This is a genomic window from Loktanella gaetbuli (assembly GCF_020531945.1).
Classification (GTDB): Bacteria; Pseudomonadota; Alphaproteobacteria; order Rhodobacterales; family Rhodobacteraceae; genus Loktanella; species Loktanella gaetbuli.
The window spans coordinates 389,447-412,501 of record NZ_JAJATZ010000002.1 but is presented as its reverse complement, the minus strand read 5'-3'; the positions used below and the strand labels follow the sequence as shown (position 1 = coordinate 412,501).

Here is a 23,055-nt window from a genome sequence, read left to right as displayed (position 1 = left end):
GCCTCAGAATGCAGAACGCAGGTCAAATCCCAGGCTGATGTATTCGCGGTCGAACAGCGCATTGTCAGAGCTTGTCTTGCTAATTTCCAGCGTGCCGACAGGCTGGAACCCGTAGTATTCCACCTGACTGAACTGCGCTGTGGCACGTGCATCCACTGTCAGGTCGTCGCGGGGCCCGGCGTTCAGACGCGAGAAATCATAGGCGCGGTTCTCGACCGACAAACCAAAGCCTAGGCGCACACCATAGACAGGTTCCGACAGGTCGTAGTCGACGCCGGCCCGGATCGCGGTGTAGTCGCGTTCGACGTTGTCGGACACGCTGATCCGGTCGTCGATCGAAAACGTCACCAGATCACCGCGGTCCAGAACATAGCTGTAGCGCGCCCCGAACCGGTAGCTCATCACGTCATCGAAACTGTCTTCGGCGATCTGTTTTTGCACGCCCGCGAGCAGGCGCAGCCGCGAACGATCACTGGTCGCCAGCGACTGTCCTACGTTTGCGTCGACGAAATCCTGATAGGGGGCACCACCATACCAACTGGTGCCGATCCGCGCCGACAGCGTGGTCGGCAACAGGTCGGGTGCCAGTCTGACCCGGTGGGTCAGTCCGAACGACAGCTGCACAAAGGCATAGTCGCTGCCCTTGATATCACGCAAGGCTTCGGCGCTGGGGGTGTCGCCTGTCGCGTCCTCCAGCCGGGCCTCTGCCTCCAGGTCGTCCTTGGCGTCCTGGCTCAGGGTGTAGGTGGTCCCGTCGATGCTGACATCGAAAAATGTCGCTGATGTTTCGCTGTCGCGCAGGCGGTAGCGGGCGGTCGCACCCAGATTGTAGGCCAGACCCGACAGGGCCTGCGCATCGCGTGACAATGTCAGCGCGAACGGCAGTCCCAGCAAAAACGCCTCTCGGGATTGAGAGCCATTGTTGATGTTGGACGATGGCCGGATCCCGAACGACAGGTCCAGTGACAGTGGATTGCGGTTCCGCACAAAGGCATAGTCTTCGGCAACACCTTCGGCGGTTTCGGCGTCCGGAGCATACTGGCGGGCACGCCGCAGCCAGAACTGGGCGCGGCTGTCGTTGTTCTGTTCAACATGGGCGCGGGCCACGATGCGTGCGGCGACATAGGCTTCGACGTCGGTTGTGGACGCGCTGTAGGCGCGCGCACCCAGCGCGACCGCATCCGCTGGCCTGTTTTGCGCCGTGGCGATCCGCGCGGCCGTTATCAGCGCGGTCACGTCCCGGTCGTCACGCGCCAGCAAGGCATCCAATACGGATTGCGACGCGGCCAGGTCGCCTGCATTTGCCAGTTCAATCGCCAGTGCGCGCGTCTCGTCCGCGGTCAGTTCCACGTTCTGCGCATGGGCGGCATTGGTCTGCAATGCCGCAACCACGGCGAGGGCGGACAGACATTGGGACAGGCGTGTCATCGGTACAGGATCACGCCGCCGGTTTCTTGCGCGGTGATCCCTTCGAACCGGGGGTCCTCTGATTCCAGCACCACGACACCGACGATTTCGCCGCCCGATCCGCTGGTCGTATCGCCAGCGATGATCCCCGTGAATTTCCCGCCTTCATACGGTTCCAGCACGCCGGACTCGTTCAATATGAAATTCTGCAGTTCGACTTCGATTTCGCCTGCGGTGCTCAGCGATTTGCTGCCTTCGACGACGATGATTGGCACGTTCGGGCTTTGCAGGTCGTCAGGGCCGGTCCCGGTTACAATCCGCACACCGTTTTCGTCAAAGAACCGGCGGTTCGTGATCGCACCTTTGACCGCGTCATTGGCGTTGAAGTCTTCGAAATCAATGTCGATGCTCATCTTGCCTGTGACATATTCAAGCTGTGACCGTGCCGGGGCGAACACCCTGACACCAGCGTAGTCGCCGGAAAAAGTCGCCTGCCCCTCGTTTGGCAGGACGGTGCCGCCGTTGCGTTCATAGACATAGCCACCAAACCCATAGCCTGCGTAGCCGCCGGTCCGGACGATGGCGAAACTGGTGCGCGGATCACCATCGACCCGGTTCTTGCTGACACCATACAGCGCCACATAGGGCACGATCTGGCTGACGGGATCGCCCGTCAGGAAATCGCGGACCGTCGCGTCGGCCTCGTAGACGCGCGTGGTGCCAAGCGTGGCAAGCGCACCGGTCTTGCGCGTGTAGACGTTTTCGCCATCAAACCCGAGGTTGTCGACACTGAACGTGTCGTTCGCAGCATTGTAGGACACATCGGTCACGAGACCGCCGCCCTGACTGTTGCGGGCCTCGAACCGGAAAATGTCAGACGATGCGCTGACATCCTCGGTGCCGGGAGGCAGGTCAAGGTCGTCGTCATCCGCGACCTGCGCATCCGATTGCACGTCTTCGAAGAGGGGCTGGCCATCACCGCATGCGGCAAGCCACGCCAGTGCAGAGACTGTCGTCAAGAATCGGGTCATGGTCGCACACCTGCTCAGGTCGTTTTTGTTGCCCCAATGTCCGCAGGGGCAGGCCCCGAGTCAATCAATACGCTCAAGACGCGCGAAAAACGGGGCCGTGCGTGCGCCATTTACAACGTGGCACTTGCCTGCGGCATCATTTAGCTTGCCCCGGAATCGTCACCGTCCGAGGAGGTTGCCCCTTGCGCCAGTATCATGACGCGCTGCGTCTCGTCCTTGAACAGGGTGTGCCATCCACCGACCGGACCGGCACCGGCACGATCAGTCATTTCGGCATGCAGTGCCGCTATCCGCTGGCTGACGGGTTCCCGCTTGTCACCACCAAGAAGCTGCACTTGAAATCCATCGTGCACGAACTGCTGTGGTTCCTGTCGGGGGATACCAACGTGCGGTATCTGCAGGAAAACGGTGTGTCGATCTGGAACGAATGGGCCGATGAAAACGGTGATTTGGGACCGGTTTACGGTCACCAGTGGCGTCATTTCCCCCGCGTGACACAAGGCGACGACGGCATCGTGCTGTTGGGAGAGGTCGATCAGATTGCCAAACTGGTCGAGGCCATTCGCACAACACCCGACAGCCGTCGCCTGATTGTGTCCGCCTGGAACCCCGGCGAGGTCGATGCCATGGCCTTGCCGCCATGCCATACCCTGTGGCAGGTCCGGATCGCGGGGGGCAAACTGCATTTGCAACTCTACCAGCGGTCTGCCGACATGTTCCTGGGGGTGCCGTTCAACATCGCCTCATACGCGCTGCTGGCGCATATGCTGGCACATGTGACGGGCTATATGCCGGGGGATTTCATTCACACGATCGGGGACGCGCATATCTACAGCAACCACCGCGAACAGGTGGATTTGCAATTGTCCCGCACCCCCAAGACGTTGCCGACGCTGCGCCTGACGCGCGATGTGACGTCGATTTTCGATTTCAGATACGATGACTTTGCCTTTGACGGCTATGATCCGGACCCGGCGATCCGTGCGCCGGTGGCCGTCTGATGCTGACACTGATCGTTGCCTGCGCCCGCAACGGGGCCATCGGACGCGATGGGGACATCCCATGGCACGCACCAGAGGATCTGGCGATGTTCCAGCGCGAGACCACGGGTGGCGCGCTGATCATGGGGCGACACACTTGGAACAGTCTTCCGGTGAAGCCGCTGAAAAATCGGATGAATTGCGTTGTCTCGCAGGATAGCGCCCTGACAGAACACGTGTTCGGTGATGTCGCTGCGGCGGTCGCCGCCTGCTATGCGGCGGGCTACCAGCGGATTTACGGGATTGGCGGTGCCGGCATCTATGGCGCATTGCTGGGCATGGCGGATCGCCTGCTGATCACCCGGGTCGATCTTGATGTGCCCGACGCGGATACATTCTTTCCCGACTTCGACACAGGGGCATGGACGCAGATTGCGACACGTACGCTGCGTCCCGCAGACCCGACCTGTATCTTGCACGAATATCTGCGGGTCAGGGGCTAGCGCTCGTATCCCGCCCAGACAGGAGCTTTTGCGACGACATGCGTATCTTCTCACTCAAGACCTGCGATACCTGCCGCAAGGCGATCAAGGCCCTGCGTGCTGCGGGCCATGACCCAGTGGTGATCGACGTGCGGGCAGATGGTATCGCCGAGGCGGATTTGACCGCGTTGATCGACCGCTTTGGTGATGACCTGATCAACCGGTCCTCTGCCACCTGGCGTCAGCTGTCGGACACCGAACGCGCCGCTGCACCCCATGCCTTGCTGCCCGCGCATCCGACCCTGATGAAACGTCCTGTCATTCAGAATGGTGATGTCTGGACCCTGGGCTGGAAGGCAGACGCGCAGGCCGCCCACCTTGGTCAGACCTCGGGCGCGTGATCCAGCGGACGTCTGCCGCCCAACCGTGAAATCAGATGGCGTTCGTCGTCATTGCGGAAAAACGGAACGGTCAGGGGGGCCGTGGGATTTGCCAGATGGGCGGCAAGTTCGGCCAGCGCGACTTCGGTGATAAACGGCAGGTCCAGCGCGCGCGCGGCCTTCAGGTCGACCCAATGCAGATGGGACAATTCATCCTCGGCCCTGCCAAAGTCATCGGGGTCGGTGATCAGTGCCGTGGCATCCACCAGAAAAAACCGGGCGTCGAACCGCCGGGGCGCGCCCTGCGGCGTGACGGCCCGGAAAAAGAAACGCATGCCCGCAGCCGTCGGGCGATGGCCGCTGGCCGCGAAACCGCGCCATCCACGTGGCGGGTCCGCCCAATCGCCGGGCACGCCCAGCATCTGACCCGTTTCTTCCCACAACTCTCGGATTGCGGCGGCAACGAGGGCCTGCGCATCCGCGTCACTGTCGTTTTGCAAGGCCCGCCGGGTTTCGTGGCACAAGCCGGTCGGTGCAACCAAGGCATCGTTGGGATCGACGGCACCACCGGGAAACACGAACTTATTGGGCATGAAAACGGCAGAGGCCCCACGCTGTCCCATCAACACCCGTGGGGTGCCATCACGGCGCAACAAAATGACCGTGGCCGCATCGCGGATGGGTATATCAGCCGGGCTGACCAAACCCGTGCATCCCCTTTGACCACTGAATGCCGACGACCACCCCCTTGAGCCGTGGCAAGAGATACAGGGACAAGGCAACAGTCGAGACCGAAAACAGGATCGCCATCGTCATCGCGCTTGGCCGGAATTCGGTAAAGACCCAGATCATCAGCGGTGCCAGCAAGTGACCGACAATCAGGATCGTCAGATATGCGGGCCCGTCATCAGCGCGATGCTGCGACAGGTCTTCGGCGCAGGCCGGGCAGCGATCAGCCACATGCAGATAGCTGTCGAACATGTCACCCTCACCGCAGTTGGGGCAGATCCGTTTGAAACCGCGCAGCATGGCGTTTTTCATCTCGCGGTCTTGCAGCGGCGTCTGTTTATAGCTCTGGGTCATGGCGTTGGTCCTTTTGGGACCAACATGGCACTCCGGGGCGAAATTAAAACCCTCTTTTGCAGGTTGAAAGGCCAGAGTTCTGTGCGGATCGTGATTTTATCGCCCCCGGTCAAGCTGCGGACAGATCGACGGCGACCGCATTGCGACCCTCCGCCTTGGCCCGGTAGAGCGCGAGGTCAGCCCGGTCGAACAGCGCGTCGAGCGCCCGAAGGGATTGCCCGTCGCCGGACCCCGCCGCTATGCCGACCGAAATAGTGACACGCAGCGGGCTGCGGTCGCCGCCTGCGTCAAAATATTTGGCTCCGATCCTTTCGCGCAGGCGCTGGGCTGCGGTCGTGGCGTCCGCCAGCGATGTGCGCGGCATCACGATCAGAAATTCCTCACCACCGATCCGGGCCACCAGATCGTCAGGTCGAAAACTGTTGCGCAGGCAGGCCCCGACGCCCGTCAGCACGCGATCGCCAGTGCTGTGCCCATAGGTATCATTCACCGCCTTGAAGTGGTCGATGTCGGCGACCATCAGGGCATAGTCGCACCCGGTTTCGCGGGCCTGTTCCGCAATCCGGCGAAGATGGGCCAGGGCATAGCGGCGATTGAACAACCCCGTCAGGGGGTCTGTCATCGCGGCGGCCAGCCCCGTTTCGACTTGATCAAGCAGGCGGTCACGCTGACATTTATGTGCAACGAGGACACGCGTGCGATGACACAGCTCGTCCTGTTCAAACGGTCCCAGGATCACGTCGTCGGCCCCCAGATCCAGCACCAGCGCAGCAGTCCGCAAGTCATCCTGGGCAAGCAGGATCAGTTGTGCTGCATGTCGCGTCTGGTCACGGGTGCGCAGATCGGCCAATAGGCGGAACAGATCGTCCCCGTCGGACTGGCAGCGCGTTGCGTCGATGACGAAAACATCCGTCGCGACCCGGGAATCGTCGGCAAGGGCACCGTCACGGTCCATGACCCGCACCCGTTGCCCCAGCCCGGCCTGAAGCTGCCCTGAAACGGTCGCGGCCGCCTGTGCGTGATCCGACAGCAGCGTGACACAGGCAGGTGCGATCCGGGGGCTGCGCGTTTCATCCAGTCCCATCATGCGGAGTGTCTCGCTGCGCAGGTCAAGTTCACGCGCGCGATTGCCGCGGCGCAGCAGATTGCGGACCCGCGCGAGCAGTAGTGTATCGCAGACCGGGCGCGGCAGCACATCGTCCGCCCCTGCATCCAGCGCCATGAAACGCGCCGCACTGGTATCCTGACCGCCGACCGAAATGATCGGCACGTTGCGCGTCGCGACCTGCCTCCGCAGATGCGCACAAAATGCGTGGCCATCGGAAAAGCTGTCGGTCAGATTGATCAGGATCATGTCAGGGCATCGTTTCTGAATGCTGGCATATGCGGCCGTGCAGTCGCTGACAGCCTCGACCTCATATTTGGCGGCGAGGAGTTTCACCCTCAGGACGATGCGATTTGTGGACACAGAGTCCACGATCAATAATCTACCGGACATTCTTCCAACCCTGTCTGATGGTTTCACCACCTTCTGACTGGACACTGCGCCCGATAGATTAAAAAAAGGTTCATCATTGCCAGGGGACATTCGATGACACCGGAACACGCCGAAATCATCGCGCTTCAGGCGCTGGCCCATGTCGTGGCGGATCAGGACCTGAGTGCGGCCTTCATGGGGCCGAACGGCCTGTCGGCCGGTGACATGCGGGCGGGTGCAACGGACCCCGCCTTTCTCGCGGCGCTGCTCGAATTCCTGTGCCAGCGGGATGATTGGGTGATGGCATTTTGCGATGCGCATGGACACGCCTACGAGGTGCCGATGCAGGCCCGCTATGGTTTGCCAGGAAACGAGGAGGTCAGCTGGACCTGATGGCACGCCCGACCGGACTGATCTTTGACAAGGATGGCACCCTGTTCGATTTCAACGCCACCTGGGGGGCGTGGACCCGCACCATGCTGGATGCAGAGGCCAGCGGGGACACGGCATTGGTTGCACGGCTGTCACAGGCCTTGGGCTATGACCTGACAGCAGGCCGGTTCCTGGCCGGCAGCATCGTCATTGCGGAACCCGTCCATGTCGTGGCCGATACCATCCTGCGGATCACGGGCCAGACGGACAAGCCAGCCCTGATCGCGCGTATGGACGCGGCCAGCGCCGAGGTCACGCAGCAGCCGGCGGCAGATCTGCCCGATCTGATGTCGCGCTTACGCGCGGCCGGTCATGTCCTTGGGCTTGCCACCAATGACAGCGAGGCTCCCGCCCGCAGGCATCTTGCAGACCACGCGATCGACACTGCGTTTGATTTTGTTGCGGGGGCCGACAGCGGCTTTGGTCACAAACCGGGACCGGGGCAGCTGAATGCATTCTGTGCGCGGACAGGGATTGCACCGCAAGATTGCGCGATGATCGGCGACAGCACACACGACCTGACAGCGGGGCGTGCCGCCGGCATGATTTGCATAGGTGTGCTGACCGGACCTGCGCCGCGCACCGAGCTGGGACCCCACGCCGATGTCGTGCTCGACAGTATTGCCGACCTCCCGGCTTGGCTGGCTGGCCAGGGCTGACGACCCACAGGTTGATCGCTGACGGTTTCGTGATCCCCGCGCGGGAAAATTTCTGGCGGCCTGCGAAACTCTGTGTCGTGCTTCATCGTGGTTCTGGCATCACAAGGCGGAATGACCCGCCGAGACAACAGAGAGAATATGCTATGACGATGAAAACATCCCTGATGACCGCCGCTGCCGTTCTGGCCCTGTCCACTGGTTCCGCATTCGCAGCGGCCCACGCCGCAGAGAACCCGATGGTTGGCGGCGCGGAAATGCTGCCCAGCATGACCATCGTCGAAAACGCATCCAACGCCGACAACCTGACCACGCTGGTTTCCGCTGTCGCTGCTGCCGGTCTGGTCGACACGCTGTCCGGCCCCGGTCCGTTCACCGTTTTCGCACCGACCAACGATGCATTCGCGAAACTGAACCAGGACCAGGTCGCTGAACTGCTCAAGCCGGAAAACCAGGCCGCGCTGGCGCAAATCCTGACCTGTCACGTTGTGGCGGTGAACGCAGACTCCAGCACGATTGCCGGCATGATCGCTGACGCAAATGGCGAATTCGCAGTGGAAACCGTCGGTGGCTGCACGCTGATGGCAAAGCAGGACGGTGACATGATCACCCTGACCGACGAGCGTGGCCAGGTGGCGACCGTGACCCAGGCCGACGTGACCCAGTCCAACGGCGTCGTTCACGTCATCGACACGGTCATTCTGCCCGCACAATAAATTGATCCTGGCCCTCGGGCCGGATTAGCAGAACGACATCGCCCCCGCACATCATTGTGCGGGGGCTTTGCGTTGCGACAGGTCCGGATCAGAACGTGCGCAGATAGGCCGTCAGGATCTGGCGCGCGGTCTCCAGATCGCCCCGGTCCACCATTTCGGTAACCGTATGGATATAACGTGTGCCGACCACGATCCCGATGGCGCGCGCACCCGATGCGGCCTGCTGGGCTGCGGCCCCGTCCTGTCCGCCGGCTGCCAGCATGGTGCGCTGGTAGGGGATGCCTTCCTTGTCGGCCAGTGCCGCGAATTCACGGACAAGTCCCGTGTCCGCAATGAACGAACTGTCGCGCACGTGCAGGCCGAACCCCTTGCCATGGCGTGTCGTCGCCAGATGGTCGGCGATACCGGGGGTGTCGCAGGCCAGCGTGGTGTCGATGCCGATGCCGATATCGGGCTGGATGCGGTGTGCTGCGGTCTTGGCTCCGCGCAGGCCGACCTCTTCCTGGCTGGTGAATGCCACGTGGATTTCCGCACCACGACCGTCCTCGGCCAGCGCGCGGATGACCTCGATCCCCAGCCAGCAGGCGATCCGGTTGTCCAGCGCCTTGGACACGATCTTGTCGCCCATCTCCATCAGGGGCTCGTCCATCACCACGAAATCACCGATTTGGACGTGGTCCTTGGTCGCGGCACCCAGGCCCGTGTCGATAAAGAATTCGCCGACCTCGGGCACCTTCTTGCGGTCCTCGGGGCTGGAAATATGGATCGGCTTGCCGCCGGGGTTCATCACCCCCTTGAGGTCGCCGTGATCGGTGCAGACAAGGACGCGGCGCGAAAACAGGTTGCGCGGGTCGAAACCGCCGACGGGCTGGACATAGATGAACCCCTTGTCGTCGATATGGCTGACCAGAAATCCGATTTCGTCCATGTGGCACAGCAGCATGATGCGCGGCGCATCCTCGGTCCCCGCGTCGCGGCGGCACAGCAGGCTGCCCATCGGGTCGGTTTCGACATGATCGAACAGACCGTCGATTTCCGACAGGATCAGGTCGCGGACCCGGTCCTCGCGTCCGGGGACGCCGGGCGTTTCGCACAGTCGCTTGAGCAGATCGATGTTCATGGGGGCACCTTTTGCAATTTGGATTTGCCGGCACCCTATGCCCGTGCCGCGGGGCCCGCAACGCGGTGCCATTCGCAATGGCGCACAATGGACGCGACTTATCCCCGCGAAATGTGCCGTGCACCGGCGATTCGCCGCCTTATCCACAGCAGATTCGCCAAAACGGACTTTACACAAAGTAAACCTGCCGTCACGATATCTTGTAGGGGCGGAACAAGAACCATACCCGTCATAGAGCAGCAAACAAACGGGCAGGATCACCTCCGAAGTCCCGTAGAGAGGCAAACGATATGGCCCTGACAGACATGTTTCTGGACGCCGACGATGTGCATCCGATCGATCTGGTCGAACATCTGGCGGAACACCACGCCTGGGAATTCGACCGTGTCCACGATGACCGGATCGCCATGGCTGTCGAAGGCCAGTGGCGCACCTATGCGTTGACGCTGGCCTGGTCGCAGGCGGACGAAACCCTGCGCCTGATCTGCACCTACGAGATGGAGCCACCCGCATCGCGCTTGCCGGCGTTGTTCGAGGCGCTGAACGCGATCAATGACGACAGTTGGGGCGGGACGTTCACTTGGTGGGGCGATCAGAAAATGATGGTCTACCGCTATGGTCTTGTCCTCGCGGGCGAGCAGGTGGCCAGCCCCGAGCAGATCGACACGATGATCCACACCGCCGTGACCTGCTGCGAACGCTATTACCCCGCACTGCAACTGGTCACCTGGGCAAACCGGTCCCCCGAAGAGGCGCTGAAAATCGCCATCGCGGAAACCTACGGTCGCGCCTGATTTCGCGCAGGGGGCAATTGCTTGCGCCCCTGCATGACGGGGCGTAGCGTTTGGGCGAATTGACAGATGGGGTGCCCGATATGGATATGAATGACGTTGCTGACCGTGGTCTGGTGCTGCTGGGCTGTGGCAAGATGGGATCGGCCCTGCTGGACGGCTGGCTGAAATCGGGCCTGCCTGCGGGTTCGGTCTGGATACTGGACCCCAATCCCAGTGACTGGGTCCGCGCCACGGGCTGTCATATCAACGATGGCACGCCGGATGCACCCGCCGTGGCGCTGGTGGCCGTGAAACCGCAGATGATGGGTGATGCGCTGCCTGCGATGGCAGCCTTGGGTGGCGGCAAGACGCTGTTCGTGTCGGTTGCTGCAGGCACGTCGCTGGCGCGGTTCGAGGCGGCGTTTGGCGCGGACAGTCCCATCGTGCGGACCATGCCCAACACGCCCGCCGCAATCGGGCGCGGTATCAGTGCGCTGGTCGGCAATGCCGCTGCGACCGATGACCACCTGTCACTGGCGGAGACGCTGATGAACGCGGTCGGCCAGACTGTCCGGCTGGACGACGAGGCGCAGATCGACGCCGTCACCGGCGTGTCTGGGTCTGGTCCGGCCTATGTCTTTCATCTGATCGAAACACTTGCCGCTGCCGGCGTCGAACAGGGCCTGCCAGAGGATGTTGCCATGAAACTGGCAAAGGCGACCGTCGGCGGGGCAGGGCAGTTGGCAGAGGATTCGGACGAGGATCCAGCCCAGCTGCGCCGCAACGTGACCTCGCCCAATGGCACGACCCAGGCCGCGTTGGAGGTGTTGATGGACGCGGAACACGGATTCCCCAAGCTATTGTCGCGCGCCGTCACCGCCGCGGCTGACCGTGGACGGGAGTTGTCGCGTGACTGATCAGATCGATTTCGACGATTTCATGAAGGTCGACGTGCGCGTCGGCACGGTGGTACGGGCCGAACCCTATCCGGAGGCCCGCAAGCCCGCGATCAAGCTCTGGATCGATTTCGGTGGCGACATCGGTGAACGCAAGACCTCGGCCCAGTTGACGGTCCACTACACACCGGAAGGGTTGATCGGACGTCAGGTCATGGCGGTCGTGAATTTTCCACCGCGCCAGATCGGAAAATTCATGTCAGAAGTCCTGGTCATGGGATTTCCTGATGCCGACGGTGCCGTTGTGCTGGCAACGCCGGACCAGTCGGTGCCGAACGGGGGGCGGTTGCATTGAAACGCCTTCTGCTGACCCGCCCTTTTCCGGACGCGACCATCGACGCGGTGCGCCCACACTTTGATGTCACGATCAGTGACGACGGCCCGCTGAGCGTCGAGGCCGCTGCATTGGCCTTGCAGGAATACGACGCAATCATGTGCACCTTGGGTGACGGTTTCACCGACATGGCATTCGCGACGCCTGACCTGCGGTGCAAGATGCTGGCCAATTTCGGCGTTGGCTACAACCACATTGATGTGCGTGCGGCCAAGGCCGCCGGCGTCACTGTTTCCAACACGCCCGGTGCTGTCACCGATGCGACCGCTGACATCGCGCTGACGCTGATGCTGATGGCCGCCCGCCGCGCGGGCGAGGGAGAGCGTCTGGTCCGCGCGGGACAATGGACCGGATGGGAGCCGACGCAACTGCTGGGGATGCATCTGACCGGCAAACGTATCGGCATCGTCGGCATGGGCCGCATTGGTCAGGCCATCGCCCGTCGTGCGCATTTTGGTTTTGATATGAAGGTGATCTATTACAATCGCTCGGTCAAAGACGTCGATTTCCCCGCCCGTCAGGTCGAGGAACTCAGCGGCGTGATGAGCCAATCGGACGTGGTCGTCGTGGCCGTGCCGGGAGGCGGTGAGAACGTCCACCTGATCGACGCTGACGCACTGGCGGAACTGAGCGACGGCGCGATTTTCATCAATATCGCGCGTGGCGACGTCGTGGACGAAGCATCATTGGTGGCCGCGCTGAAATCCGGTCGCATCAGCGCCGGTTTGGACGTCTACGAAAACGAACCGACGGTGCCATCAGAATTGCTGGGCTTGGACAACGTGGTATTGCTGCCGCACCTTGGCACGGCAGCGTTGGAGGTCCGCGAGGCGATGGGGCAGCTCGCCGTGGATAACCTGATCGCGTGGGATCAGGGGGATGCGCCGCCAAACGCGGTCTAGCGCGGGATCATGCGGTGGATGACGCTTTTGTCACCACCGATGAAATGGTGATAGGCGGCCCCGGCGATGTGTAACACGATCAGGGCGATCAGCACCTTGCCGGTGACGTCGTGAACCTCTGCCATCCATTCCAGTTTGGAAAACCATGCGATCGCGCCCGCGACCGGCATGGCGATCAGGATTGCGTAGAACAGCCAGTGGGTGGCCCGGCTGACCGTCCTGATCAGATCGGGGGCATGTGCCGGCGGCGGCGGGATGTCGGTCGTGCGACGGATCATCAACCGCCACAGCATGAGTAGGCCAATCGACGCGCCCAGTATCGCGTGAAAGGCAGCGCCGGTCGTCCAACCGCCGCTGGCTGTTTCAAGCTTGGCGTCGAAAGCGGCCCCCATGTTTTCCGCAAAGAAGAACTGGACGGCGACCAGCAGGGCAATGATCCAGTGCAGGAACATGTGTTTGCGGGAATAACGAAGGCTGTCTGACATGACTTTGGACCTAACAAATGACTAGGAAGCAAACTCAGATCAGCAGATCCGGTTCCGCGTCGTCCATCGCCTCGCGCCAGTGTTTGCGACAAAGCGACACATATCGGTCATTGCCGCCAACCTGCACCTGATCGCCCGCCTGAACGACGCGGCCATCCGCGTCCTTGCGCACGACCATCGTGGCCTTGCGTCCGCAGTGACAGATCGTGCGGACCTCTCGCATTTCATCGGCCAGGGCCAGCAGGGTGGCCGAGCCCGGAAACAGCTTGCCCTGAAAATCGACGCGCAACCCGTAGCACATGATCGGCACGCCCAGATCATCGACCGCCCGGGCCAGTTGCCAGACCTGTTCCTCTTCCAGAAACTGCGCCTCGTCGATGAAAACGCAGGCGCACGGTTCCGCGTCCAGTCGGCGCGCGATTTTGGTGAAGAGGTTTTCACCGGGGGCGAATGTATCGGCCACGTCGCCGATGCCGATCCGGCTGGCGATCCGGCCCTGACCGGCGCGCGTATCCAGCCGCGCCGTCATCAGATAGGTCTGCATTCCGCGTTCGATGTAGTTGTGGCTGGCTTGCAGCAACACGGTCGATTTGCCCGCGTTCATCGTGGAATAATTGAAATAGAGCTTCGCCATGCGCCTGCCTACCGCCACGGTCCGACCCTTTGCAAGAGCGTGCGTGCCTGTCTGCCGCTCACACCGCCATTGTCATGGAACAGATCAGCCCTGCGATCCGTTGTCCGACTGAAAAGACAAAGGATAAAGCCATGACCGACATTCCGACCCAAGCCTTTCACGACGGAAACGCGATCCCGAAATTCGGACTGGGCCTTTGGCAGGTGCCAAAGGACACATGCGCTGACGTCGTGCGCGATGCCATCGGCATGGGCTACCGCCTGATCGACGGGGCGGCGATGTACAAGAACGAAGAGGAGCTGGGTGAGGGCATCCGCGCAAGCGAGGTGTCACGCGATGATTTGTTCATCACGTCCAAGGTCTGGAACGACGGCATGTCCTATGACGACGTGCGCAAATCGGTCGATGACAGCCTGAATCGCACGGGTCTGGAAAAACTGGACCTGATGCTGCTGCACTGGCCCTTTCCGCAGCAGGACACCTATGTCACCGCGTGGAAGGCATTGATCGACGCGCAGGCGGATGGGCAGATGACTTCAATCGGTGTGTCGAACTTTCACAAGGATCATCTGGACCGCATCATCGGCGAAACCGGCGTGAAACCCGTCCTGAACCAGGTCGAGGTGAACCCGCGCCTGCAGCAATCCAAACTGGCCCAAGTCAACGATGCACGCGACATCGTCACGCAAAGCTGGTCGCCGCTGGGCAGTGCGCGATCGTTCGATGCCGCCCCGATCAAGGCGATTGCTGACCGCACAGGCAAGTCCCCCGCACAGGTGATACTGCGCTGGCACATCGACATCGGGAACGTCGTGATCAGCCGGTCAGGCAATCCCGATCACCTGCGGGCCAATATGGATATCTTTGATTTCAACCTGACCGACGATGACCTGACGGCCATCGCGGCGCTGGACACCGGCGAACGTACCGGGCCTGACCCCGATACGTTCAACGGGCTCGACTAGGCCCGTTCGACGACGACCGACCCGACCGAATACCCGGCGCCAAAGGAACAGATGATTCCCTTGTCGCCGGGAACCAGATCGTCCGAGTATTTCGAAAACGCGATGATCGAGCCCGCCGACGATGTGTTGGCATAATCCTGAAGGATATTCGGCTGTTCATCGGGTTCAGGGTCGCGGCCCATCACCTTTTTGCCGATATAGCTGTTCATCGTCTTGTTGGCCTGATGCAGCCACAGCCGTTTGAGGTCATCTGCCGTCAGACCCTCGTCTGCCATGTGGTCCGCCATATGCTGGCTGACCATTGGCAGCACCTCCTTGAACACACGCCGACCGTTTTGCATGAACTGCATGTCGCGGCGGTCCTCCATCTGGTCGCGCGTCCGGCGCAGGAAACCGGCGTTATTGCGGATATTGTTGGAAAATTCGGTCGCGCAACGGGTCGACAGGACCTTGAAATGCGCACCACTTGCTGCGTCCTCGGGTTGCAGGACCGTCGCGGTGCAGACGTCACCGAAAATGAAATGGCAGTCGCGGTCGCGCCATTCGTGATGGCCGCTGGTGATTTCGGGGTTCACGACGACAGCCGCCCGCACCGACCCGGCCTTGATCATGTCGGCGGCCAGCTGGATGCCGAATGTCGCGGATGAACAGGCCACGTTCATGTCAAAGGCAAAGCCGCCGGCACCGATCAACTGCTGGATTTCGACCGCCACCGCCGGGTAGGCGCGTTCGATGTTGGACGCGGCACAGATCACCAGATCGACATCCGTGCCCGTGATCCCCGCTTGTGCCAGCGCCTTGGCAATCGCGTCCTGGGCGATTTCCGCCATCAGGGATGGTTCATCATCGCTGCGGGCGCGAAAATGCGGATACATCCGGGTGGGGTCCAGCACGCCGGTTTTGTCGATCACATAGCGCCGCTCGATCCCGGATGCGGCAACGATGAAATCCTCGGATGAATAGGGCTTTGCCGCCGTTTTCTCTGCGGCGATGTCGTCGGCATGTTCCGCGTTCCACAGGTCTGCATAGGCATTATAGGCCGTCACCAGTTCGGCATTGGTGATGATTTCGGACGGGGTGAACACACCCGTTCCGGTGATGGCGGCATTTGGCATGATGGGACCTTTCGCTGGGTAACTGATTTTGCCGTTGCCGGGCGCGCTTGTCCAGCAAGTGGTCTCTTTACACGACGTCAGCTTCGTCGCAGGTTTCCAGCGACAGCGCGAGGAGACAGACCATGGCACAATGGTACTATGCGAACGACGGCAAGGAACACGGCCCGATTGACGAATCCGAATTCGGGGCATTGACCCGGTCCGGCATCGTCGGCCCCCGCACATTGGTCTGGACCGACACCATGAAGGAATGGGAACCCGCGCACATGCATGTCGAGGGCGTGTCGCGGACCCTGTCACAGCCTGCAGGTGCCGGGCGACCCGCAGTGCCAGAGTATGCAGACACGGGCCGCGATTATCGCCGCCAAAGCGGGATGAAGGACGCGTTTCAGCAATTCTTTGCCCGCTATTTCGATTTCAAGGGACGCAGCAACCGCGGTGAATTCTGGTGGTTCATGCTGGACAGCATCATCATCGGTATCGTTCTGGGGATCGTCGATGCCGCTCTGTTTGGCGAAGTTGGTCAGGAATTCGGGGTGCTGGGCAATATCTGGTCGCTTGCCGTCTTTATCCCGACCATCGCGCTGACCGCGCGCCGCCTGCATGACATCGACAAATCGGGCTGGTGGCAGTTGCTGCTGCTTTTGCCCGTGATCGGTTGGATCATCCTGATCGTCTGGTGGTGTCGCGTGCCCGATGGCCCGAACCGGTTCGGCTGATCCTAACGGCGCGGGACGGAATAAAGGATGTAGCCGGGCACCTGTGCCACAGCCGACGCGCCCGTATCCAATGCAAAGACGCCGATGTTTTCCATGTCGAGGGGGCAGGCCACGAGGTCGGCTGCGTCGTCCAGAAACTGGTTGGTGAAATCGTCCTCGGCCACCCGACGGCATTGATCGCCGTCAGCGCGGTAGCCATCGCCGAACAGGGGTGGGGTATAGGTCGGTGCGACCGTGCAGGCCGCGAGAAGAACAATAGGCGTGAGGCGCAGCATGACGGGACCTTTCGTGATCTGGTCCCGTCATAGCACGTCTGCGTTGCCGCGTTAACCGCAGGGTGTCAGCCTTGCAGGCTGCGCACCTCGATTTCGCCATTCGCACGTTCCTGCATCGCCATCACCGCAGCCTGTGCGGCGGCGGCAGTGGTGAAATACGGGATCTTGTCGTTCAGGGCGACGGCACGGATATCGCGCGAATCCTCGACGGCCTGCGCCCCTTCGGTGGTGTTCAGCACCAGCGAGATCTCGCTGTCCTTAAGCTGATCGACGATGGTCCGGCCACCTTCGTAGACCTTGTTCACGGTTTCCACGGTGATGCCCAGATCGGCCAGCCACTTCGCGGTGCCGCGGGTAGCCACGATGGACAGTCCAAGGTCGGTCAGGCCGCGTGCGGCCTCTGCCATGGCGTCCGTCTTGTCATCATCGCGGATCGACACGAACACGCGGCCAGTCGTCGGCAGGTCTGTGCCCGCACCCATCTGCGCCTTGAGGAATGCACGGGCAAAGTTGCGGTCCCAGCCCATGACCTCGCCCGTGGATCGCATTTCCGGCCCCAGAATCGTGTCGACGCCGGGGAACCGCGCGAATGGCAGAACCGCTTCCTTGACGCTGAACCAGGGTGTTTTCGGATCGGCCAGCGTGAAGGCGTCGCCCAGCGGCAACACATCCATCGGGTTGTCGGTTTCGGGGTAGGGCGCGCGCAGCGGGAAATTCGACAGCGGCTCGCCTGCCATCAGACGGGCGGCGATGGACGCAATGGCACTGTCGGTCGCCTTGGCCACGAATGGCACGGTGCGGGACGCGCGAGGGTTCACCTCGATCAGGTAGACTTCTTCGTTCTTGACGGCGAACTGGATGTTCATCAGGCCGACGACGCGCAATTCCTTGGCCAGCAGGTCGGTCTGGCGGCGGATCTCGGTGATCATCGCGTCGGACAGCGAATGCGGCGGCAGCGAACAGGCACTGTCGCCGGAATGCACGCCGGCCTCTTCGATGTGCTGCATGATACCGGCGACATGGGTGTTTTCACCGTCGCACAGGCAATCGACATCCACCTCGACAGCACCCGACAGATAGCTGTCCAGCAGCACGGGGCTGTCGCCCGATACCACCACAGCGTCAGAGATGTAGCGTTCCAGCTGTGCCTGATCGCGCACGATTTCCATCGCGCGGCCCCCCAGCACATAGGACGGGCGGATGACCAGCGGGAACCCGATGTCCGCGGCGATTGCAAAGGCCTGCTGGTCGGTGGATGCGATACCGTTCACCGGCTGTTTCAGCCCCAGACGGTTGACCAGATCCTGGAACCGCTCGCGGTCCTCGGCCAGGTCGATCGCGTCGGGCGAGGTGCCGAGGATCGGAATGCCTGCCTCTTGCAGTGCGTTCGCCAGTTTCAGTGGCGTCTGACCGCCGAACTGCACGATCACACCGTGCAGCACACCATTTTCCTGCTCGACCCGCAGGATTTCCATGACGTGCTCGAACGTCAGCGGCTCGAAATACAACCGGTCCGATGTATCGTAGTCGGTCGAAACCGTCTCGGGGTTGCAGTTGATCATGATCGTCTCATAGCCCTGATCGGTCAGGGCGAAACAGGCGTGACAGCAGCAATAGTCAAACTCGATCCCCTGTCCGATCCGGTTGGGACCACCACCCAGGATCACGACCTTCTTGCGGTCGGACGGGCGCGCCTCGTCCTCGACTTCGCCCATCATGGGGGCCTCGTAGGTCGAATACATATAAGGCGTCTGCGCCTCGAATTCGGCAGCACAGGTATCAATACGTTTGAACACGGCGACAACACCGGCGTTGGTCCGCGCGCGCCGTACGTCTGCCTCTGACTGACCTGTCAGGGTAGCCAGACGCGCATCGGTAAAGCCCATCATCTTGAGCTTGCGCAGGCCCGTCTCGTCCGCGGGCAGGCCGTTCGTTTTGACCACCTCTTCGGCGTCTACGATTTCGCGGATCCGGGCCAGGAACCAGGGATCGAATTTGGTGACGGCGTGGATGTCGTCATCGCTCAGACCGTGACGCATCGCCTGCGCGATCACGCGAATGCGGTCGGGGGTCTGGCGTGCCAGCGCCTTGGTGATGGCGGCAACGTCAGGGGCACCAGGGATCGCGATGTCGTCGAACCCGGTCAGCCCGGTTTCCATGCTGGCCAGCGCCTTTTGGAAGGATTCATGGATGGTGCGGCCAATGGCCATCGCCTCGCCCACGGATTTCATCGCCGTGGTCAGCAGCGGCTCTGACCCTGCGAATTTCTCGAATGCAAAGCGCGGGATTTTCGTCACGACATAGTCGATCGTCGGCTCGAATGACGCAGGGGTCACTCCGGTGATGTCGTTGTCCAACTCGTCCAGCGTGTAACCCACGGCCAGTTTCGCCGCGATTTTCGCAATCGGGAAACCCGTCGCCTTGGACGCCAATGCCGATGACCGCGACACGCGTGGGTTCATTTCGATGACGACCATGCGGCCATCGTCGGGGTTCACGGCCCACTGCACGTTGGACCCGCCGGTTTCCACGCCGATTTCGCGCAGCACGTTGATGCTGTGCGTGCGCATGATCTGGTATTCCTTGTCGGTCAGCGTCAGGGCAGGGGCCACGGTGATGCTGTCGCCGGTGTGCACACCCATCGGGTCCACGTTTTCGATGGCACAGACGATGATCGCGTTGTCCGCGGTGTCGCGCACCACCTCCATCTCGAACTCTTTCCAGCCCAGCAGGGATTCGTCGATCAGGATCTGCGCCATGGGTGACGCTTCCATGCCGGTGCGGCAGAAGTGTTCGTACTGGTCACGGTTGTAGGCGACACCGCCGCCGGTCCCGCCAAGTGTAAAGGCAGGGCGGATAATCGCGGGCAGGCCCACGTATTCAATCGCGTCGATGGCCAGTTGCACCCCGGCCTTGATGTCGAATTTGCCGTCAGCCTTTTTCGGCGCGGTCACGATCGTGGCCTTGGGGTTCTCGATCCCCAGCCGGTCCATTGCCTCGCGGAACAGCTTGCGGTCCTCGGCCATCTCGATGGCCTCACGCTTGGCCCCGATCAGTTCGACGTTGTATTTTTCCAGCACGCCCATGTCGGCCAGTGCCAGCGAGGTGTTCAGCCCCGTCTGTCCGCCCATCGTGGGCAGCAGCGCGTCGGGGCGTTCCTTGGCGATGATCTTGGCCACGACCTCGGGGGTGATCGGCTCGATATAGGTCGCATCCGCGAGGCCGGGATCGGTCATGATCGTGGCCGGGTTCGAATTCACGAGGATGACGCGGTAACCCTCTTCGCGCAGCGCCTTGCAGGCCTGTGCGCCGGAATAGTCGAATTCGCAGGCCTGTCCGATGACGATGGGACCGGCCCCGATAATCATGATGGACTTGATATCATCGCGTTTTGGCATGGCGGCCCCCAAATTGCAGCAAATTGTCCGCGTTATAGAAGGGCGCGGGCAAGGTGCAAGGCCCGATGACCGGGAACCGATTTTTCGCGAAAAATCGGCGCCCCCGGGCGGGCGTGATCCCACAAAGACGGCGCACGGGTGCCATGCTTGACTTATCGGGGTCAAAGGGGTGTATCGGGACAAACGTTTTTTGACCCAAGGACCCTGCCATGCATGCCTATCGCTCTCATACCTGCGCCGATCTGACGGCCGCGAATGTCGGTGACAAGGTCCGGCTGTCCGGCTGGGTTCACCGGGTCCGTGACCACGGCGGAATCCTGTTCATCGACCTGCGCGACACCTACGGGGTGACCCAGGTGCTGTGCGATCCCGATTCTGCTGCCTTTGCCGAGGTGGAAAAGGTCCGCGCCGAATACTGCATCCGCATCGACGGCGAGGTAAAGGCCCGCGACCCCGAGCTGGTCAACCCCAAGCTGCCCACCGGCGAAATCGAAGTGTTCGTCCGCGACATCGAGGTGCTGGGTGCGGCCAAGGAGCTGCCGTTGCAGGTCTTTGGCGACCAGGAATACCCCGAGGAAACGCGGCTGAAGTATCGCTACCTCGACCTGCGCCGCGAGGCGATGCAGCACAACATGAAACTGCGCACCGATGTCGTGCGGTCCATGCGCCAGCGCATGTGGGACCAGGGGTTCCGCGAATTCCAGACGCCGATCATCACGGCATCCAGCCCCGAGGGCGCGCGCGATTTCCTGGTGCCCTCGCGCCTGCACCCGGGCAAGTTCTATGCGCTGCCGCAGGCCCCGCAGCAGTTCAAACAGCTGATCATGGTGTCCGGCTACGACAAGTATTTCCAGATCGCACCCTGTTTCCGCGACGAGGACCCGCGCGCCGACCGGTCGCCGACCGATTTCTACCAGCTCGATCTGGAAATGAGCTTTGTCGAACAGCAGGACGTGTTCGACACGATCCAGCCTGTCATCGGCGGCATCTTTGAAGAATTCGGCGGCGGCCGCAAAGTCGACCAGACATGGGAACAGATCAGCTACCGCGACGCGGCCCTTTGGTATGGCACGGACAAGCCCGACCTGCGCAACCCGATCAAGATGCAGGTCGTCAGCGATCATTTCCGCGACTCGGGCTTTGCCATCTTTGCCAAGCTGCTGGAGCAGGAGGGCACCCAGATCCGCGCGATCCCCGCGCCGGGTGGCGGGTCACGCAAGTTCTGCGACCGCATGAACGCCTTTGCCCAGAAAGAAGGTCTGCCCGGCATGGGCTATATCTTCTGGCGCGATCAGGGCGAGGGGATGGAGGCCGCCGGCCCGCTGGCCAAGAACATCGGGCCGGAACGCACAGAGGCGATCCGCCAGCAACTGGGTCTGGGTGTGGGCGACGCGGCGTTCTTCCTTGGTGGCAAACCTGCCGCGTTCGAGGGTGTCGCAGGCCGTGCGCGCACCGAGATCGGTCAGGAACTGAAACTGATCGACACCGACCGCTTTGCCTTTGCCTGGATCGTCGATTTCCCGATTTACGAGCGTGACGCGGAAACCGGCAAGATCGACTTTGAACACAACCCCTTCTCCATGCCGCAGGGCGGGATGGCAGCGCTGGAGGGCGACCCGGAGGATGTGCTGGGCTACCAGTACGATCTGGCCTGCAACGGATATGAACTGGTGTCCGGCGCGATCCGGAACCACCGCCCGGAAATCATGTTCAAGGCGTTCGAGATCGCAGGCTACGGCAAGGACGAGGTGGAAAAGCGTTTCGGTGGTATGGTCAACGCGTTCCAATATGGCGCGCCGCCCCACGGTGGCTGTGCCGCTGGCATCGACCGGATCGTCATGCTGCTGGCCGACGAGGCGAACATCCGCGAGGTCATCATGTTCCCGATGAACCAGCGCGCAGAGGATCTGATGATGAACGCCCCAAGCCTGCCGCAGAACGAACAGCTGCGCGAGCTGCACTTGCGGACAATCCCCGCCGACAAATAGTCATTCGACCTGATAATGCAAAAGGCGCGCCCCGCAAGGGACGCGCCTTTTTTCATTGCCACTTGCGGGTCAAGCGCGGGGCAGCAGGTTCTTTTCGTAGAGGAACACGCGCGATCCAGTCGGGACGCGCGGATAAAGATCAATGACCTGTTCATTGGTCAGACGGGCGCAGCCATTCGACACGTCGGTGCGAATCGTGCTGGGCTTGTTCGTGCCGTGAATCCGCAGGAACGTGTCGCCGATCCCCTCTTGGAACAGATAGAGCGCCCGTGCGCCCAGCGGGTTCTCCGGGCCACCGGGCATGCCGTCGGCATATTTCGCATAAGAGTCAGGATCACGCTCGATCATGTCGGGCGTCGGGGTCCAGCTGGGCCATTCCTTTTTCGCGCCTACGGTGAATTCGCCGGCTTCGTACAGTTCATCACGCCCGACACCCACGTAATAGCGGATCGCCTCGGCGTCAGGCAGGGTCCAGTACAGCGAATAGACATCCGGAACCACGTGGATTTCACCGGGGGGCAGCGGGTTGTCCAGCTGCACAACCTTGGGCGACATGTCGAATGTCGGCTCTGCGATGGCTTGCGTGTCTTCTTGGGCCTGCAACAGGGTCGGCAGGCTCAGCCCACCGGCCCCGATGGCGGCAGAGGTCAGAAAGCGGCGGCGGTCAATCATCACAACGGTCCTTTGGTCGCGTCTTTGTATCACTATCTGGTGAATTTCACACGGTCGCGCAAGGTTGCGCCAGTC

Annotated in this window: 25 protein-coding genes; 13 read left to right on the top strand and 12 right to left on the bottom strand. The window is 61.8% G+C overall.

Annotation, left to right across the window (positions count from 1 at the left end; translation table 11 throughout):
* Window positions 1–3: 3 nt before the first annotated feature.
* Entirely contained in the window at window positions 4–1,428 is a 1,425-nt protein-coding gene (locus LGQ03_RS05695) for a hypothetical protein (RefSeq protein WP_226747617.1), read from the bottom strand.
* A complete protein-coding gene (locus LGQ03_RS05690) occupies window positions 1,425–2,438 on the bottom strand; it encodes a hypothetical protein (RefSeq protein WP_226747616.1) in 1,014 nt (337 codons plus the stop codon). Before LGQ03_RS05690 ends, LGQ03_RS05695 begins: the two co-directional genes overlap by 4 nt.
* Window positions 2,439–2,620: 182 nt before the next feature.
* Between LGQ03_RS05690 and LGQ03_RS05685 the strand changes: the two genes are divergently transcribed.
* Genes LGQ03_RS05685 through LGQ03_RS05675 form a run of 3 tightly spaced genes read left to right on the top strand, consistent with a single transcriptional unit; the run spans window position 2,621 to window position 4,301 of the window.
* A complete protein-coding gene (locus tag LGQ03_RS05685; RefSeq protein ID WP_226747615.1) occupies window positions 2,621–3,439 on the top strand; it encodes a thymidylate synthase in 819 nt (272 codons plus the stop codon).
* Window positions 3,439–3,921: a dihydrofolate reductase gene (locus LGQ03_RS05680; protein ID WP_226747614.1), complete on the top strand. Its 483-nt coding sequence runs from the start codon at window positions 3,439–3,441 to the stop codon at window positions 3,919–3,921. The genes LGQ03_RS05685 and LGQ03_RS05680 overlap by 1 nt, the downstream gene beginning before the upstream one ends.
* 38 nt (window positions 3,922–3,959) lie before the next feature.
* Window positions 3,960–4,301: an arsenate reductase family protein gene (locus LGQ03_RS05675; RefSeq protein WP_226747613.1), complete on the top strand. Its 342-nt coding sequence runs from the start codon at window positions 3,960–3,962 to the stop codon at window positions 4,299–4,301.
* Here LGQ03_RS05675 and LGQ03_RS05670 read toward each other — a convergent pair.
* From LGQ03_RS05670 to LGQ03_RS05660, 3 genes are all read right to left on the bottom strand, one after another.
* Window positions 4,283–4,984: an NUDIX domain-containing protein gene (locus LGQ03_RS05670; protein ID WP_226747612.1), complete on the bottom strand. Its 702-nt coding sequence runs from the start codon at window positions 4,982–4,984 to the stop codon at window positions 4,283–4,285. The two genes, LGQ03_RS05675 and LGQ03_RS05670, sit on opposite strands and share 19 nt — an antisense overlap.
* Window positions 4,968–5,363, bottom strand: coding sequence for a DUF983 domain-containing protein (locus LGQ03_RS05665; protein ID WP_226747611.1), 396 nt, complete (start codon window positions 5,361–5,363; stop codon window positions 4,968–4,970). Before LGQ03_RS05665 ends, LGQ03_RS05670 begins: the two co-directional genes overlap by 17 nt.
* A 109-nt stretch (window positions 5,364–5,472) precedes the next feature.
* On the bottom strand, window positions 5,473–6,861 hold the full coding sequence (locus LGQ03_RS05660) for a diguanylate cyclase (protein ID WP_226747610.1): 1,389 nt from the start codon (window positions 6,859–6,861) through the stop codon (window positions 5,473–5,475).
* Between the two features lie 93 nt (window positions 6,862–6,954).
* On the opposite strand from LGQ03_RS05660, the gene LGQ03_RS05655 reads away from it, so the two are divergent.
* The 3 genes from LGQ03_RS05655 (at window position 6,955) to LGQ03_RS05645 (ending at window position 8,644) form a co-directional block, all read left to right on the top strand.
* The gene (locus LGQ03_RS05655; protein WP_090160347.1) at window positions 6,955–7,233 is read left to right on the top strand and encodes a DUF3572 domain-containing protein; all 279 of its coding nucleotides are present in this window, start codon (window positions 6,955–6,957) and stop codon (window positions 7,231–7,233) included.
* Window positions 7,233–7,931: an HAD family hydrolase gene (locus tag LGQ03_RS05650; protein ID WP_226747609.1), complete on the top strand. Its 699-nt coding sequence runs from the start codon at window positions 7,233–7,235 to the stop codon at window positions 7,929–7,931. Before LGQ03_RS05655 ends, LGQ03_RS05650 begins: the two co-directional genes overlap by 1 nt.
* A 143-nt stretch (window positions 7,932–8,074) precedes the next feature.
* Window positions 8,075–8,644 carry a fasciclin domain-containing protein gene (locus LGQ03_RS05645; protein WP_226747608.1) on the top strand — a complete coding sequence of 190 codons (570 nt, stop codon included), beginning with the start codon at window positions 8,075–8,077 and terminating at the stop codon, window positions 8,642–8,644.
* 88 nt (window positions 8,645–8,732) lie between these two features.
* On the opposite strand, the gene LGQ03_RS05640 is transcribed toward LGQ03_RS05645, so the two are convergent.
* Window positions 8,733–9,764, bottom strand: coding sequence for a M42 family metallopeptidase (locus tag LGQ03_RS05640; protein WP_226747607.1), 1,032 nt, complete (start codon window positions 9,762–9,764; stop codon window positions 8,733–8,735).
* A gap of 290 nt (window positions 9,765–10,054) precedes the next feature.
* On the opposite strand from LGQ03_RS05640, the gene LGQ03_RS05635 reads away from it, so the two are divergent.
* From LGQ03_RS05635 to LGQ03_RS05620, 4 genes are all read left to right on the top strand, one after another.
* Window positions 10,055–10,558 carry a type III secretion system chaperone family protein gene (locus LGQ03_RS05635; RefSeq protein WP_090160339.1) on the top strand — a complete coding sequence of 168 codons (504 nt, stop codon included), beginning with the start codon at window positions 10,055–10,057 and terminating at the stop codon, window positions 10,556–10,558.
* A gap of 80 nt (window positions 10,559–10,638) precedes the next feature.
* A complete protein-coding gene (gene proC, locus LGQ03_RS05630; protein WP_090160481.1) occupies window positions 10,639–11,454 on the top strand; it encodes a pyrroline-5-carboxylate reductase in 816 nt (271 codons plus the stop codon).
* Window positions 11,447–11,788, top strand: a complete 342-nt coding sequence (locus LGQ03_RS05625; protein WP_090160337.1) for a tRNA-binding protein — start codon at window positions 11,447–11,449, stop codon at window positions 11,786–11,788. The genes proC and LGQ03_RS05625 overlap by 8 nt, the downstream gene beginning before the upstream one ends.
* On the top strand, window positions 11,785–12,729 hold the full coding sequence (locus LGQ03_RS05620; RefSeq protein WP_226747606.1) for a 2-hydroxyacid dehydrogenase: 945 nt from the start codon (window positions 11,785–11,787) through the stop codon (window positions 12,727–12,729). The genes LGQ03_RS05625 and LGQ03_RS05620 overlap by 4 nt, the downstream gene beginning before the upstream one ends.
* On the opposite strand, the gene LGQ03_RS05615 is transcribed toward LGQ03_RS05620, so the two are convergent.
* Together LGQ03_RS05615 and LGQ03_RS05610 are read right to left on the bottom strand one after the other, a co-directional pair.
* Window positions 12,726–13,214, bottom strand: a complete 489-nt coding sequence (locus LGQ03_RS05615) for a cytochrome b (protein WP_226747605.1) — start codon at window positions 13,212–13,214, stop codon at window positions 12,726–12,728. The two genes, LGQ03_RS05620 and LGQ03_RS05615, sit on opposite strands and share 4 nt — an antisense overlap.
* 34 nt (window positions 13,215–13,248) lie before the next feature.
* Window positions 13,249–13,848 carry a thymidine kinase gene (locus LGQ03_RS05610; RefSeq protein WP_090160333.1) on the bottom strand — a complete coding sequence of 200 codons (600 nt, stop codon included), beginning with the start codon at window positions 13,846–13,848 and terminating at the stop codon, window positions 13,249–13,251.
* Between the two features lie 131 nt (window positions 13,849–13,979).
* Between LGQ03_RS05610 and LGQ03_RS05605 the strand changes: the two genes are divergently transcribed.
* On the top strand, window positions 13,980–14,813 hold the full coding sequence (locus LGQ03_RS05605) for an aldo/keto reductase (protein ID WP_226747604.1): 834 nt from the start codon (window positions 13,980–13,982) through the stop codon (window positions 14,811–14,813).
* Here the strand turns inward: LGQ03_RS05605 and LGQ03_RS05600 are convergent.
* Complete coding sequence (locus tag LGQ03_RS05600) at window positions 14,810–15,928, bottom strand: beta-ketoacyl-ACP synthase III (protein ID WP_226747603.1); 1,119 nt, start codon at window positions 15,926–15,928, stop codon at window positions 14,810–14,812. The genes LGQ03_RS05605 and LGQ03_RS05600 overlap by 4 nt on opposite strands.
* Before the next feature lie 122 nt (window positions 15,929–16,050).
* On the opposite strand from LGQ03_RS05600, the gene LGQ03_RS05595 reads away from it, so the two are divergent.
* Window positions 16,051–16,647, top strand: a complete 597-nt coding sequence (locus tag LGQ03_RS05595) for a DUF805 domain-containing protein (protein WP_226747602.1) — start codon at window positions 16,051–16,053, stop codon at window positions 16,645–16,647.
* A gap of 2 nt (window positions 16,648–16,649) precedes the next feature.
* Here LGQ03_RS05595 and LGQ03_RS05590 read toward each other — a convergent pair whose 3' ends face one another.
* Together LGQ03_RS05590 and carB are read right to left on the bottom strand one after the other, a co-directional pair.
* The gene (locus LGQ03_RS05590; RefSeq protein ID WP_226747601.1) at window positions 16,650–16,922 is read right to left on the bottom strand and encodes a hypothetical protein; all 273 of its coding nucleotides are present in this window, start codon (window positions 16,920–16,922) and stop codon (window positions 16,650–16,652) included.
* A 65-nt stretch (window positions 16,923–16,987) separates the two neighbouring features.
* Entirely contained in the window at window positions 16,988–20,320 is a 3,333-nt protein-coding gene (gene carB / locus LGQ03_RS05585) for a carbamoyl-phosphate synthase large subunit (protein WP_226747600.1), read from the bottom strand.
* Window positions 20,321–20,529: 209 nt separating this feature from the next.
* Here carB and aspS point away from each other — a divergent pair, with 209 nt between their 5' ends.
* Window positions 20,530–22,308, top strand: a complete 1,779-nt coding sequence (gene aspS / locus LGQ03_RS05580) for an aspartate--tRNA ligase (RefSeq protein ID WP_226747599.1) — start codon at window positions 20,530–20,532, stop codon at window positions 22,306–22,308.
* Window positions 22,309–22,377: 69 nt separating this feature from the next.
* Here the strand turns inward: aspS and LGQ03_RS05575 are convergent, their stop codons facing one another.
* A complete protein-coding gene (locus tag LGQ03_RS05575) occupies window positions 22,378–22,980 on the bottom strand; it encodes a L,D-transpeptidase (RefSeq protein WP_404807503.1) in 603 nt (200 codons plus the stop codon).
* Window positions 22,981–23,055: the final 75 nt, after the last annotated feature.

Excerpts from the sequence above, each read along its gene's own strand:
- LGQ03_RS05695 (WP_226747617.1), bottom strand. The coding sequence starts at position 1,428 with ATGACACGCCTGTCCCAATGTCTGTCCGCCCTCGCCGTGGTTGCGGCA.
- LGQ03_RS05690 (WP_226747616.1), bottom strand. The coding sequence starts at position 2,438 with ATGACCCGATTCTTGACGACAGTCTCTGCACTGGCGTGGCTTGCCGCA.
- LGQ03_RS05680 (WP_226747614.1), top strand. The coding sequence starts at position 3,439 with ATGCTGACACTGATCGTTGCCTGCGCCCGCAACGGGGCCATCGGACGC.
- LGQ03_RS05675 (WP_226747613.1), top strand. The coding sequence starts at position 3,960 with ATGCGTATCTTCTCACTCAAGACCTGCGATACCTGCCGCAAGGCGATC.
- LGQ03_RS05665 (WP_226747611.1), bottom strand. The coding sequence starts at position 5,363 with ATGACCCAGAGCTATAAACAGACGCCGCTGCAAGACCGCGAGATGAAA.
- LGQ03_RS05660 (WP_226747610.1), bottom strand. The coding sequence starts at position 6,861 with ATGTCCGGTAGATTATTGATCGTGGACTCTGTGTCCACAAATCGCATC.
- LGQ03_RS05655 (WP_090160347.1), top strand. The coding sequence starts at position 6,955 with ATGACACCGGAACACGCCGAAATCATCGCGCTTCAGGCGCTGGCCCAT.
- LGQ03_RS05650 (WP_226747609.1), top strand. The coding sequence starts at position 7,233 with ATGGCACGCCCGACCGGACTGATCTTTGACAAGGATGGCACCCTGTTC.
- LGQ03_RS05645 (WP_226747608.1), top strand. The coding sequence starts at position 8,075 with ATGACGATGAAAACATCCCTGATGACCGCCGCTGCCGTTCTGGCCCTG.
- LGQ03_RS05640 (WP_226747607.1), bottom strand. The coding sequence starts at position 9,764 with ATGAACATCGATCTGCTCAAGCGACTGTGCGAAACGCCCGGCGTCCCC.
- LGQ03_RS05635 (WP_090160339.1), top strand. The coding sequence starts at position 10,055 with ATGGCCCTGACAGACATGTTTCTGGACGCCGACGATGTGCATCCGATC.
- proC (WP_090160481.1), top strand. The coding sequence starts at position 10,639 with ATGGATATGAATGACGTTGCTGACCGTGGTCTGGTGCTGCTGGGCTGT.
- LGQ03_RS05615 (WP_226747605.1), bottom strand. The coding sequence starts at position 13,214 with ATGTCAGACAGCCTTCGTTATTCCCGCAAACACATGTTCCTGCACTGG.
- LGQ03_RS05610 (WP_090160333.1), bottom strand. The coding sequence starts at position 13,848 with ATGGCGAAGCTCTATTTCAATTATTCCACGATGAACGCGGGCAAATCG.
- LGQ03_RS05605 (WP_226747604.1), top strand. The coding sequence starts at position 13,980 with ATGACCGACATTCCGACCCAAGCCTTTCACGACGGAAACGCGATCCCG.
- LGQ03_RS05600 (WP_226747603.1), bottom strand. The coding sequence starts at position 15,928 with ATGCCAAATGCCGCCATCACCGGAACGGGTGTGTTCACCCCGTCCGAA.
- LGQ03_RS05595 (WP_226747602.1), top strand. The coding sequence starts at position 16,051 with ATGGCACAATGGTACTATGCGAACGACGGCAAGGAACACGGCCCGATT.
- LGQ03_RS05590 (WP_226747601.1), bottom strand. The coding sequence starts at position 16,922 with ATGCTGCGCCTCACGCCTATTGTTCTTCTCGCGGCCTGCACGGTCGCA.
- carB (WP_226747600.1), bottom strand. The coding sequence starts at position 20,320 with ATGCCAAAACGCGATGATATCAAGTCCATCATGATTATCGGGGCCGGT.
- aspS (WP_226747599.1), top strand. The coding sequence starts at position 20,530 with ATGCATGCCTATCGCTCTCATACCTGCGCCGATCTGACGGCCGCGAAT.
- LGQ03_RS05575 (WP_404807503.1), bottom strand. The coding sequence starts at position 22,980 with ATGATTGACCGCCGCCGCTTTCTGACCTCTGCCGCCATCGGGGCCGGT.